This is a genomic window from Ekhidna sp. (assembly GCF_965212185.1).
GTDB lineage: Bacteria > Bacteroidota > Bacteroidia > Cytophagales > Cyclobacteriaceae > Ekhidna.
Genome location: NZ_OZ243102.1, coordinates 204,707 through 216,239, shown reverse-complemented (window position 1 = coordinate 216,239; position 11,533 = coordinate 204,707). Strand labels below are relative to the sequence as shown.

Below are 11,533 nucleotides of genomic sequence, written 5' to 3'. Positions count from 1 at the left end.
ACATTCAAACGTTAATGAAACATTTATACCTCGTTCTCGCTATAGTTATCTTTAGCTGTGGAGCACCATCTAATGAAAAAAAGGAAGTTGCCGAAGAGTCAGAAGTTAAAGAGACTGAAAACAATTCTTCTCCAGGCTACATGATTGCAATTACGGAAGTGGACAATAGCGTAAGTGTATTTGTAGAAGATTCCTTGATCTTCACATCAGGAACTATTCATAGTAGTCCAAAAGTGGATTTCAAGGTTGATTTAACCCAATTCGTAGTAAATGGGAATGAAACTGTAAGAGTTGAGTTATATAATGGTATTGAACCCTATAACCCTCAACATGATCCAAAATGGGAGGTTAGATATGATCTAATCATTGATGGAGAGATTGTGGATTTTGTTCATGAATTTGGTGATGATAACGCCATAGGAAAAGTTTGGGAAACCGAATACAATCTTGCTGAGTGGTAGACATTTTGATTAGGCATATTTCTAAATCGATTCTTTAGACAACAGACACAATGCTTGGAATAGACATAGTTGACCTCAAAGACCCCACGTTTAAGGAACGAAATAGCAGGAGCCTTGATCTCATCCAAAACGAAGAGGACTCTATCATCGATCATCCAAACTTATTTTGGGTTTTGTGGTCGGCAAAAGAAGCAGTCTTTAAGTGCAAACGAGAGCCTCTAAACTTCGCACCCAAAAAAATACCTATAACTATTTCTCAGGAAAATGATGGAATATCTTTTGCATCGGAAGGGATAAAAGGTCAAATCCTTGAAAAGGATGATTACATGTTGGCTATTTGTGGCGACCTTGACCAAATTGATTTCCATGTGTTTGAAGATTCAAATGAGAATTGGGGTGAAGGTGTCAGATTCATGATTATCAATTATTTCCGGGATTACGGCTGTGATTACCACATAGGCTCAGACGAGTTAAATCTACCAACTATAGAGCCAGATCAAATTGAAATATCCATTTCTCATCATGGTCGTTTTGGTGCCGTTGCATTTCCCAAAAGTCTACTTTAGACTAGCTAGCTAAATCCATAATAAACAATGCGTAAAAAATATTTCATTGCCATTTTTCTCGTGGTTTTTACCATGATGCTATCCTCATTTGCCTTTTATACCTATCAGATTATTTATACCCCCAATGTATTAATTGAACAAGAGGACAGATATTTTGCTATCCCTAAAGGAACAACTTTTAAAGAGCTTCAAAACAAGCTTGCTGAAGAAAGAATTGTGAATGATCTGGTATCATTTAGTTTTCTGGCTAAGCTCAAAGATCTGGATGTAAATGTTAAAAATGGCATGTATCTCATTAAGGGTGACATGACCAATGTCGAGCTGATCAATCTCTTAAGGTCCGGAGCTCAAACACCAATTTCTTTGACTTTTTCAAATGCTCGCATCCTCACTCAGCTTCCAAAAATTCTAACTCATAATATAGAAATTGACTCTGCTGATTTGGCGCCTCTTCTGCTAGCTGATACAACCGCCGAATATTACGGTTTTAGCAAAGAGACTTTTATAAGTATGTTCATTCCCAACACCTATGAAGTCTATTGGACCATTACACCTAGAGGACTTTTAGATCGTATGAAAGCAGAATATGACCGGTATTGGACGGAGGAGCGCAAACAAAAAGCACAATACTTAGGCATGTCTCAAGTAGAGGTTTCTACATTGGCTTCCATTGTACAAGGAGAGACTAACAAAATGGATGAAGCTCCCACAATCGCTGGTGTTTATATTAATCGATTAAAAAGAGGAATCCCTCTCCAGGCAGATCCAACCCTTGTTTTTGCAATTGGAGATTTTAGCATTCGTAGAATATTGAATAAGGACAAAGAGTTTGACTCGCCTTACAATACCTACAAAAATCGAGGACTGCCTCCCGGGCCAATTAACATGCCTGGTATTCCTGCATTAAATTCCGTATTGAATTACGAAGATCATAATTACTTATATTTCTGTGCGAAAGCTGATTTTTCAGGCTACCATGCTTTTGCAAGAACGCTAGGTGAGCACAATGTAAATGCCCGAAAATTTCAGAGAGCACTTAATCAGGAACGGATTTATCGCTAATGTATACGCACGAAATTCAACTTAGAGTTAGATACGCTGATACCGACAAAATGGGGTTTGCCTATTACGGCAACTATCCCCGCTACTATGAAATAGCTCGTGTTGAATCATTTCGTTCCCTAGGATATCCATATAAGGAAATGGAAGAGTCAGGTGTTGGAATGCCTGTTTTGGACATGTCAGTGAAATATCTTGCTCCAGCGAGGTATGATGATCTTTTGACAATCAAACTTATTATTCCTGAAATGCCTCGAGCACGAATGAGGTTTTTGTATGAAATAAGTAATGAAGAAGGTAAACTGATAAACACTGGCGAGACCATTCTTGCATTTATGAATCTAGAGACTGGCAGACCGGTTAAGATGCCAGATCGGATGCAGAAGATGTTAATTCCATTTTTCCAAGATCCTGCTTAATAGAATTTATCCGTTTGATGAATACTGACAGGAGCCTTTCTGCTTAAAAGTATTTTACACTTTATCAAAACGCTCAAAACCTGACCTGGGTAATCAGGATTGCTTTCTCGATGTAAAAAAGGCAGACTTTTTACATCCATTTTTATATCTCCTTTAGGTAAGTTTTCATCCGCAGGATTCTCAAGACTAAATGTATGATTTGGCCAGTTGAGGCAAGCAATGGATAGCCCTTTTTTCATAATGCCATAACTAAGTCCTATTTCACCTTCATCAATAATCTCAAGCCTTTCCGTAGCATTTTGTCCTGGAAATTTCGTTACAAAATCAGAGATAGTTTCCCATTTACATAGATACTGATACGTCTGCACATGAGTGACTGCATGTAAATAAGATCGATCAAGTGACCCGGTAAAATTGATAGTGGTTCCTACAAGCCCTATATGTGGATTACTGTCAATAAGCTTCAAATAACTTGAATACCAATTCTTTTTGAAGGGGCCATATGCACTTCTGTTTCTTATCATCACCATATCATGATCCTTCGCATCATTTTCTATTTCAGACAAAAAGAGCTGTGCAGAACTAAAATCTCTACCAATATTTCCCTTAATCATGATTTTATTTAGGGATAACCACTTGCACCCTGCCACAAGAGAACTCATTTGATTTAATGCATTATGATTGGTCTTATGTGAATCTAATTCGCTAACAACAATATACATTTCGATTTTATGAACCCCAGGATGCTTTTTAGTCATCAAATACAGGTTGGCCAAATCAACACGAAAATCAGAATCATTGGCTGTGAGATAGCCAAGAAAATATTTTCGATCTTTTGTATTGCTATGCTGCATATAGTCTTAAGTAGATGTAAAATTGAGGGGTTAGCAGGACAATATTAAACTTAATTGCTTTGGCTAACTTTATCAGTAGTCATACTATAATTTCATTTGGCAGTTTAGGGAAAACTACTACTTTTGCGGTTCCAATTTTTCGCAAAGAGCGAGAAAACTAGCAGAGACCCAGAGGCGTGGCAGAGTGTCCTGGCCGGACGCGTACGAATGCGGCGGACCCGCCTCGAAAAGACATAGCAGAGTAGAAAGCTACTCGAAAGATATTGCAGAGACCTAGAGGCGTGGCAGAGTGGTCGAATGCGGCGGTCTTGAAAACCGTTGTACCGCGAGGTACCGGGGGTTCGAATCCCTCCGCCTCTGCAACCAAAGCCCAGTGCGAAAGCGCTGGGTTTTTTGTTTTTAGAACCAATGGAGATTTACTCCAATGAGTGGGAAAACAAAAAATGACGCTTCGAATGCAATGAGACGGGCTTTGGTTGACACACCCTCAAATGGGATCATGTGAGTAATCCCACCGCCTCTGAAAATAAGAAACTCATATTACAGTAGCCCCATCATGTAATAAATAACCATTACCAGTCCTGTCAAAATCAGTAAGATTATAGCATTCCGAGACATTTTACGGTTTTTCCTTCTGCGATCATAGGAATCTCTGAAGGAATCAAAATCTCTTTGTTCCCTAAGTTGACTTCTGAATAAGTTTCTTCTCGCTCTAAAGTCTCGCTTTGTCATCTTCCTTTATCAAACGTTTCTTCAGCTTATCTAATAATCGGTATAACCGCATCTTGGTGGCACTTATCCCAATACCCATCAAAGTGCTTATCTCTTCGAAACTACACATCTCAAAGAATTTCAATTCCAGCAATCTTAAATCGTCTTCCGGCAATTCGTCCAGAATGGTAATAAGGAGTTGCAAATAGTCCGGCTCTGATAGTTCCTGAAAGTGATCACAACAATTTAGCTTGTCTTGCTCAATGACAAAAATTGGTTTTCTATCTCTGTAATGTTTTCTCAGCTCATTCTGGCCTATTTTAAATAACCATGCTCCAAAAGGTTTTCCTTGCCATTGGTAGCTGCTTAGACTATCAAGTGCTTTGAAAAATGTTGTCGAGCACAAATCAGCACATATCTCTTCATCATCGGTTCGTCGAACAAAAAATCTAAAAAGTGCATCATAATATTTTTCATAAAGAGGCTTGAATGCAGTGATATCCTTCTTGGCTTTTATAATCCAAATTCGCTCTTGCTCAATATCAGCATTCAAGTCAGGCATTCAACACTTTTTCTATAACAATCCAAAAATTCTGCCAAGTCACATGTGACTATTCCCAAATCCCGGATTGTATTAGAAAAAATGATCAGATTAAAGAAGCCTAAGTCAGAACCCAAAGTGTCTGCCGGATCAATGGCAGATATTGCATTCCTATTATTGATATTCTTTCTAGTAGCAACTACACTCATGCAGGACAAAGGCCTCATGTTGCAACTACCGCCTGATGTCCCTCCTACAGAAACACCAATAAATGAAAGAAATCTTTTCAAGATTAGAATTAACTCAACAAACCAGTTTCTTATTGAAGAGAAGGTTGTTGATGATCTTCATAATCTAAAAGAGGAAATCATAGATTTTGTATTAAACCCTAACACTAATCCATCTTTATCCGAGTCGCCAGATAAAGCCATCATTTCAATCAAGACTCAAAGGGGAACATCTTATGCTAATTTCATAGATGTATTGGATGAAGTGAAAGAAGCTTACTATACCATGTATGGTGATCGAGTTGGCCTTTCATCGGAAGAATTTAGAGCACTTGATAAGAAGAATTCATTACAAAATGAGCTTTATCTAACAGCTCGAGAAGGGCTCCCTATGAATATTTCAATCGCAGAACCTGATAAAATCAACTAATATGAGACTGAAAAAAAGATCAAAAGCAGACACAGAGATATCCACAGCCTCCATGCCCGACATAGTATTCCTATTACTCTTCTTTTTTATGGTATCGGCAACAATCAAGACTCAAGATGAAAAATTAAAAGTTACCATTCCTAAGGCGGAAGCTATTACGAAAGTGGAAAAGAAGTTTTTTATCCGTGAGTTACATGTTGGTTTCCCTAAGAACCAAAAGTTGGGATTAGCTCCGAAAATATCAGCTGACGGAAAATTGCTTGAACTAAGTGCACTTGGTAATTGGGTGCAAGAGCAAAAAACAAGTTTAGGAGAAGCATATAGTGATCAAATGATTATACTACTTCGTGCGCATGAGGAGGTTGACATGGGTATTATTGGAGACATCCAAAGTGAACTGAGAAAAAACAATGCAAGAAAAATTCTTTACAGGACATTAGAAGAGAGTTAGTTTAGAATCCCTTTTAGATGTAGTTGAACTCTACATTCTGAAATGCCCACACCCCCTCAGCCTTTGTTGGTGTTGTCACCAACAAACACGCCTCTATAAATAAACCGATGAGTCTTTACGTATTATATTCAACGCATGGAAATAATCCAGGACCATGCGCAGTACTTTACTGCGACTGTTAATAACTGGAAACATGTATTGCAGTCTGATACTACCAAACAGATCATTGTCGATAGCCTTTCTTTTCTTCACCATCAGCACAGGGCATTTATCTATGGATTTGTTATTATGAGCAATCATATTCATCTGATATGGCAAATACGAGACGGGCACATGCTCAAAAATGTTCAACGAGATTTCCTAAAATTCACAGCTCAGAAAATCAAGTTCTTTCTACAGGAATCCAATCAGGAACTTCTGACCGAATTAGAAGTAAATCTCACTGATAGAAAATATCAGATTTGGCAAAGAAACCCTCTTAATGTACCATTATACAGCCCGGAAGTATTTCAACAAAAGCTTGAATATATCCACTATAATCCGGTGAAAGCTGAATTGTGTCAACACCCGGATGAATATCATTATTCATCCGCAAAGTTCTATTTGAAAGGTGACTCATCCTTTGATTTCCTGAGACATCATAATGGATAAGTCCTGCATATCATCACGCTAAAAGTGTAATGGATAATCCTGAAGTTCTTGCTTAGCTGCTTGGGTAAAGTGTAGGTCTGTTGGTGACAACACCAACAGAGGCGAAAAATGGGATCACGCCAGTAATCCCTCCGTCTTTTTTAAATTAGATAACCTCTCTCCCATTCCTACACCTCCTTTCCCAAATCGAGAATTATTTTCATTCCTGAAAATAGATTTGGGGGTGCTATATCATTTGGAACACTATTTGAGTTAAAGAGGTAGTATTTAAGAAGAACAAACATTCAAATTAGAAAACGATAAAAATTCATATGAAAACGACAAAGAAATATGCAAAATTCCCTCTATCGCTAGTGGTCTTGCTAGCTATGGTTTTAGGGTTCTCCGCATGTAAAAATCAAAAGAAAATGGCCGATATGAGTAGCCCTCAGGAAGACCAAACTCAGATCGATGAAGAGGAGATGACTGAAGAAGAAATACCTGACGAAGAGCCTGTGGAACGAGTGGTTGTAAAAGAACCATCTAAGGAAACAAAACTTAACAATTACTTCTCAGCCATTGCATCTGCATCAAAAACCACGTCAGCAAATGCAAGCATCCAGGAAGCACTAACCATGTTTAGTAATTCAGAAGCACCGGTACTAATCGTGATATATAAAGATGGAAGCAAGCCAAGCTACGATGAACCAACCACTATAGTCAAGTATCTAAACTACCTAAAGGATACCAAAAACAATAAAGCTAAAGTGGAAGAGGTGGTTTATGACACCAATGGCAAAATCAAAGAATTAGTACTTAGAAAATAAAAGTAGAACAGACATGAATAACATAAAATATATAATCTTATCCCTAATGATTCTTTCGGTATTTGTGGGGTATTCTCAAAACAACGTTGATCCGAGAAGAAAGCAAGCGATCGACTCGCTGGCACTTGAAAAAGTGAAAGACCTTAGCAAATACATCAGCATCATTGGTAATAAAGAAACTCAATTTTCAGAAGCGCAACGAGTGATGGATCGTGCAGAAGAACTTTTCGCGCCGGATAGTGAAATGGGAGTTTCTTCGCTTGAAAGAGAAGAAATCAATTACTACAAAGTTCGTGAGTACTTTGATCGATTGATGGCACTTAATTACGATAAGGTAACCATCAAATGGTATGACATCCACTATGTAAGCGATTTAGAGCAACAACCTGATGGCACATATGTAGGCGTTATTACTATCTATCAGCGATTTGAAGGAACGTCCAATGATGGCCTCAACTATAAGGACACAACTAAGAAAGACATCACTATTTATGTGAAGAAAAAAGAAACTCAGATTGCCGGAAGAATCATTGAGTTCTGGGATGTGTTGTTAGGAGACATCAGAGTGACAGAAACATCTGCATGAGATTACTAATAGGACTTATCTTTTTAACCATATTTTTTCATTCATCGGTCAGTCAATCCGGACTTACCGATGATATGAAAGAAACAGAAAATCAATTAGCGGCTTCTAATAAGCAGATCAATCAATTTTTCAGAAGGTTTAACGGTGAAGAAGATGAGAATGGCAAACGCTTTTATTCCTCAGATAAGAAATATCGAGAAGCTTCGCTGCGCAAAAAATACCTTCCAGCACTTTTTGATTCAGAGACTAGCCAAATTGACGCTGCTACAGCCAGTGAATTCTTAAAACAAATCACAGATAAAAAGAATCCGGAGTTTCTGGATTTTCATAATGATGACTGGCTTGCGGAAGTAAACACGGAGTTTATTTACAAAGGAAAAAATATTTCTGGTTTATTATATATGAGACTGCAACAGCAAGGTCAGGGATATGAATGGATCATTGAGGACGTTGCTTTTGATCAGTTTCAAAATCTATTTGATAAGGACACATCTGCTACTAAAAAATTTATGCATCCATTGAGTCATGAACTGGATTTTATGACTATGCGTAAAGCTTTTAAGGATAATAATCACATTGAGCAGTTTACCGCACGAAATTATTCACCTGATTTTCTGACAGTATTCATATATGAAATGAATCAGGGAAACATGAAATTCAAAACGATCAAAAATGTAAAATTTCATTTCTTTTCCATTGATGGCTGGTATTTCTCCCTTGCCAATTTTAACCGTCCCGGCTACAATTCCGGATGGCTTATTTCAAGTTTGGTGCAATTGCAAAGCGATTCACACAAACAACAATTGAAGAACTACATTTATAATAAAAACTGAAATTGATTAAGCAATTCACATACATTCTAACCTTCCTTGTTGGACTTACAACCCTTGCGCAATCCTCTTCCGATTCAACCAACTTTGAAGAGGTCAGGAGCTTAGTGAATTTTTATGAGTACATGCTCAATTCGGTTGGTTCACAAAAAACTTCCACAAGAGATAAAGAAGTCATAATCACTCAGAGCTATAAAAAGATCTTTGAAGATGATCGTGTGCAAATTGAAGATGACTTGCTGGATGATCGCAAAGTCATTACCAATAAGGATGTAACCGCATATTTGAGAGATGTTAACTTTTTCTTCAATGACATTCAATTTGATTTTGAAGAGAATGAGATTCAAAAACTTGAGCGACCAAATGGTCTTGCATTTTATCTGGTTTCACTTGAATGTAGTATTGAAGGGGTGACCATTGAAGGAAACCCTTATAAAAAGAATCAAAAAAGATTTCTTGAAATCAATGTGGATGAAGCTGAAGCAGATCTCAAAATTGCTAGTGTTTATAGTACAAAAGTCAGTCGGGAAGAAGAACTCCGCAATTGGTGGTTCAATTTATCCTTTGGGTGGAAAAACTTGCTCGAATCATATGTGCCATTTGATAGCATTTCTTTTCCTATACTTGAAAAAATAGCTGCTATCGATAGCTTGAACTTATCTGGGGATCCCTACATACAGGATATTGAAGCCTTAGTGGCCCTTCGCGAATTGCGCTTTTTGGATATCTCAAATACCAAGATTGATAACCTTGAACCTCTCAGGTATTCGATGGGCCTCAAAACACTGATCGCTAGAAATTCATCTGTTGAAAACATTGAAGCACTTCGATATTTTGACAAGCTAAAGTTTCTGGATATTTCACAAACCAGAGTAGATGATCTTACTGCGATTGGGAAGCTGAGTGAACTTACTCATCTAAATGTATCTGCAACCTATGCCTTTTCATTCGAAGCGTTAAGCAATCTCAAAAACCTAGAGTATATCAATTTAACTGATACTGAATTTTCTGATTTAAAGCTGCTCTCTCAAAACAAAAATCTGACAAGCGTTTTTGTTGCACAATCTCAAGTAGGTTCATTGCTGCCTATTCAAGACTTATCTAAGATACAAGAGTTGGACGCATCAGAATCTAAAATTACTAATCTGAACGGCCTTGAATCACATCCAACTTTAAAAAAGGTATCACTAAACCTTACGGAAGTCTCGACACTTAACCCTTTAGTAGAATTGCCAGCACTCAGGAAGGTATATGCTGATTACACGAATGTCTCAGAAGATGCTGCTGCTTCATTTATGAGCGAAAGGCCAAATGTATTGGTCGTTACCAATAGCGAAAAAGTACTGGAGTGGTGGGCAGGATTGTCGGCAAATTGGAAGCACGTACTTGGTCAAATCGGTGGGATCAACGCACTCACACCAGATAAGGATGATCTCGTGAAACTTATTAACAGTGATAGTTTAAATCTGAGTAATAAAAAGCTATATGAGCCAACTCCTTTGAGGAAATTTAAGAGAGTACGCTATCTAAACGTGAGTCAAAATCTTTTTACTACATTCGGGTTTACCGATGAAATGCCGGAGCTCAAAGTTCTTAATGGAGCAGACTTACCTGTAGAATCCTGTGCAGGACTGGATAAGAATCCTAATCTTAGAAGGCTCATTTTAAAAGGAAGTCTTGTCAAAGATCTTTCAGACCTTCATACACTTAAGGACCTTCAGTATTTGGATGTTGACGATACACCTATTGGTGAAAAAGAAGTTGCCTCGCTCATAAATGCGAATAAGAATGTCACAGTACTTTTTAAATCAAATGAATTAAAAACCTGGTGGTTACAATTGCCTGCTCCCTGGAAACAAACATTTGGACTCAAAGATCCAGATAGCGAAAGTCTTCATCGACTAATTGAAAGTTCCAAGATCTCAATTAAAAATCAACCGATTACCTCTCTTGAACCTCTCGATGTTTTTATCAATCTGAAAGAAGTGATTTTAGAAAATGTAAGAATGAATTCACTCGCTGAATTATTCAAGCATACTTCAATTGAATCTATCACATGTACTAATGGTCCTTTACAGTCATTAGAGGGGATTACGAAGCTCACTTCTTTAAATTATTTAAATTTTCAAAACACTGCCATTGATGATCTAAAAGATTTGGAAGGAATGAAGTCCTTGAAGCATTTAAATTGTGCAGGAACAAGTATTAAAAATTTAAAAGGAATTGAAGGGATTTATAACCTCGTAAGTCTCGATGTAAGCAATACACGAGTGTGGAAACTGTCAAGACTAGCAGAAATGAAAAGCTTAAAAAGGTTGGTTTGTTTCAATACTCGTCTGAGACAACATGTCATTGATGATTTTCAGAAAATGAATCCTGATTGTGAAATCAATTATTATTGACTCATAGAAAGTCTGCTCTGCATGAGATGAATTTCTTCATCGGTACATAACTGAGCCTGGGATAGAAAATGGAAAATGTACTTACTGTAAGATTTATCAAGCTGCATAGAACTCATGCTTGACATATTCTGAATAATCACCTGAGTATCATCATTGATATGGGTACTCATTCCCAAGAAGGATGGTAAATTATATTCTATCGCTAGACGCAGGAAACGAATCTCAATATTTGTAGGGTCACTATCAACTGCTTCCTCAATTTGCTTGTCATACATCATAACCTGCTTCAGCTTATTGAAAGGGTTCCACACCACTTGTGCAAGCAAAGCTTCAGAAACAGCCTGATATGCTCTTATAGTTGCATCCGGATTATCATAATCTTTCAAATAATTATGAAAATCTCTTGAATCATCAGGATTTAAAACCACAGAATGAAATTCTGCTCGTACGTCCGCTAAATTTTGTGCCGAAACTGATAGGCAAAAAGCTAAGAAAATAAATGATATTAAATGTTTCACATCTACTAAAACTAAGAGTAG

At 37.4% G+C, this 11,533-nt stretch carries 14 protein-coding genes and 1 tRNA gene; 12 read left to right on the top strand and 3 right to left on the bottom strand.

What is annotated here, in order from left to right; all coding sequences use genetic code 11:
- The first annotated feature begins 14 nt into the window (after positions 1-14).
- Genes ACOMC3_RS00915 through ACOMC3_RS00900 form a run of 4 tightly spaced genes read left to right on the top strand, consistent with a single transcriptional unit; the run spans position 15 to position 2,505 of the window.
- Positions 15-461, top strand: a complete 447-nt coding sequence (locus ACOMC3_RS00915) for a hypothetical protein (protein ID WP_420317638.1) — start codon at positions 15-17, stop codon at positions 459-461.
- Between the two features lie 50 nt (positions 462-511).
- Positions 512-1,027, top strand: a complete 516-nt coding sequence (locus tag ACOMC3_RS00910) for a 4'-phosphopantetheinyl transferase family protein (RefSeq protein WP_420317637.1) — start codon at positions 512-514, stop codon at positions 1,025-1,027.
- Positions 1,028-1,054: 27 nt separating this feature from the next.
- Complete coding sequence (mltG, locus tag ACOMC3_RS00905) at positions 1,055-2,089, top strand: endolytic transglycosylase MltG (RefSeq protein ID WP_420317636.1); 1,035 nt, start codon at positions 1,055-1,057, stop codon at positions 2,087-2,089.
- Positions 2,089-2,505 carry an acyl-CoA thioesterase gene (locus ACOMC3_RS00900; RefSeq protein ID WP_420317635.1) on the top strand — a complete coding sequence of 139 codons (417 nt, stop codon included), beginning with the start codon at positions 2,089-2,091 and terminating at the stop codon, positions 2,503-2,505. Before mltG ends, ACOMC3_RS00900 begins: the two co-directional genes overlap by 1 nt.
- On the opposite strand, the gene ACOMC3_RS00895 is transcribed toward ACOMC3_RS00900, so the two are convergent.
- The gene (locus tag ACOMC3_RS00895; RefSeq protein WP_420317634.1) at positions 2,502-3,359 is read right to left on the bottom strand and encodes a hypothetical protein; all 858 of its coding nucleotides are present in this window, start codon (positions 3,357-3,359) and stop codon (positions 2,502-2,504) included. The genes ACOMC3_RS00900 and ACOMC3_RS00895 overlap by 4 nt on opposite strands.
- Before the next feature lie 275 nt (positions 3,360-3,634).
- Between ACOMC3_RS00895 and ACOMC3_RS00890 the strand changes: the two genes are divergently transcribed.
- Positions 3,635-3,719: transfer RNA gene (locus tag ACOMC3_RS00890), tRNA-Ser, on the top strand.
- A gap of 352 nt (positions 3,720-4,071) precedes the next feature.
- On the opposite strand, the gene ACOMC3_RS00885 is transcribed toward ACOMC3_RS00890, so the two are convergent.
- Positions 4,072-4,632 carry an RNA polymerase sigma factor gene (locus tag ACOMC3_RS00885; protein WP_420317633.1) on the bottom strand — a complete coding sequence of 187 codons (561 nt, stop codon included), beginning with the start codon at positions 4,630-4,632 and terminating at the stop codon, positions 4,072-4,074.
- Positions 4,633-4,713: 81 nt separating this feature from the next.
- Here ACOMC3_RS00885 and ACOMC3_RS00880 point away from each other — a divergent pair, with 81 nt between their 5' ends.
- The 7 genes from ACOMC3_RS00880 to ACOMC3_RS00850 all read left to right on the top strand — a co-directional run bounded on the left by ACOMC3_RS00880 (position 4,714) and on the right by ACOMC3_RS00850 (position 10,994).
- Positions 4,714-5,268, top strand: a complete 555-nt coding sequence (locus tag ACOMC3_RS00880) for an ExbD/TolR family protein (protein WP_420317632.1) — start codon at positions 4,714-4,716, stop codon at positions 5,266-5,268.
- A gap of 1 nt (position 5,269) precedes the next feature.
- Positions 5,270-5,719 (top strand): ExbD/TolR family protein, encoded by a 450-nt coding sequence (locus tag ACOMC3_RS00875; RefSeq protein ID WP_420317631.1) that lies wholly within the window; start codon positions 5,270-5,272, stop codon positions 5,717-5,719.
- A gap of 135 nt (positions 5,720-5,854) precedes the next feature.
- Positions 5,855-6,370, top strand: a complete 516-nt coding sequence (locus ACOMC3_RS00870) for an REP-associated tyrosine transposase (protein ID WP_420317630.1) — start codon at positions 5,855-5,857, stop codon at positions 6,368-6,370.
- A gap of 311 nt (positions 6,371-6,681) precedes the next feature.
- Positions 6,682-7,176, top strand: coding sequence for a nucleoid-structuring protein H-NS (locus ACOMC3_RS00865; RefSeq protein ID WP_420317629.1), 495 nt, complete (start codon positions 6,682-6,684; stop codon positions 7,174-7,176).
- Positions 7,177-7,222: 46 nt separating this feature from the next.
- Positions 7,223-7,762, top strand: coding sequence for a hypothetical protein (locus ACOMC3_RS00860; RefSeq protein ID WP_420319331.1), 540 nt, complete (start codon positions 7,223-7,225; stop codon positions 7,760-7,762).
- Positions 7,759-8,595 carry a hypothetical protein gene (locus ACOMC3_RS00855; protein WP_420317628.1) on the top strand — a complete coding sequence of 279 codons (837 nt, stop codon included), beginning with the start codon at positions 7,759-7,761 and terminating at the stop codon, positions 8,593-8,595. The genes ACOMC3_RS00860 and ACOMC3_RS00855 overlap by 4 nt, the downstream gene beginning before the upstream one ends.
- 2 nt (positions 8,596-8,597) lie before the next feature.
- Entirely contained in the window at positions 8,598-10,994 is a 2,397-nt protein-coding gene (locus ACOMC3_RS00850; protein WP_420317627.1) for a leucine-rich repeat domain-containing protein, read from the top strand.
- Here ACOMC3_RS00850 and ACOMC3_RS00845 read toward each other — a convergent pair.
- The gene (locus ACOMC3_RS00845; protein WP_420317626.1) at positions 10,988-11,512 is read right to left on the bottom strand and encodes a hypothetical protein; all 525 of its coding nucleotides are present in this window, start codon (positions 11,510-11,512) and stop codon (positions 10,988-10,990) included. The genes ACOMC3_RS00850 and ACOMC3_RS00845 overlap by 7 nt on opposite strands.
- Positions 11,513-11,533: the final 21 nt, after the last annotated feature.

Bases quoted from the DNA above. Each gene is read 5' to 3' on its own strand.
- ACOMC3_RS00855 (WP_420317628.1), top strand. From the start codon at position 7,759: ATGAGATTACTAATAGGACTTATCTTTTTAACCATATTTTTTCATTCA.
- ACOMC3_RS00875 (WP_420317631.1), top strand. From the start codon at position 5,270: ATGAGACTGAAAAAAAGATCAAAAGCAGACACAGAGATATCCACAGCC.
- ACOMC3_RS00910 (WP_420317637.1), top strand. From the start codon at position 512: ATGCTTGGAATAGACATAGTTGACCTCAAAGACCCCACGTTTAAGGAA.
- ACOMC3_RS00860 (WP_420319331.1), top strand. From the start codon at position 7,223: ATGATTCTTTCGGTATTTGTGGGGTATTCTCAAAACAACGTTGATCCG.
- ACOMC3_RS00900 (WP_420317635.1), top strand. From the start codon at position 2,089: ATGTATACGCACGAAATTCAACTTAGAGTTAGATACGCTGATACCGAC.
- ACOMC3_RS00865 (WP_420317629.1), top strand. From the start codon at position 6,682: ATGAAAACGACAAAGAAATATGCAAAATTCCCTCTATCGCTAGTGGTC.
- ACOMC3_RS00915 (WP_420317638.1), top strand. From the start codon at position 15: ATGAAACATTTATACCTCGTTCTCGCTATAGTTATCTTTAGCTGTGGA.
- ACOMC3_RS00885 (WP_420317633.1), bottom strand. From the start codon at position 4,632: ATGCCTGACTTGAATGCTGATATTGAGCAAGAGCGAATTTGGATTATA.
- mltG (WP_420317636.1), top strand. From the start codon at position 1,055: ATGCGTAAAAAATATTTCATTGCCATTTTTCTCGTGGTTTTTACCATG.
- ACOMC3_RS00895 (WP_420317634.1), bottom strand. From the start codon at position 3,359: ATGCAGCATAGCAATACAAAAGATCGAAAATATTTTCTTGGCTATCTC.
- ACOMC3_RS00870 (WP_420317630.1), top strand. From the start codon at position 5,855: ATGGAAATAATCCAGGACCATGCGCAGTACTTTACTGCGACTGTTAAT.
- ACOMC3_RS00880 (WP_420317632.1), top strand. From the start codon at position 4,714: ATGATCAGATTAAAGAAGCCTAAGTCAGAACCCAAAGTGTCTGCCGGA.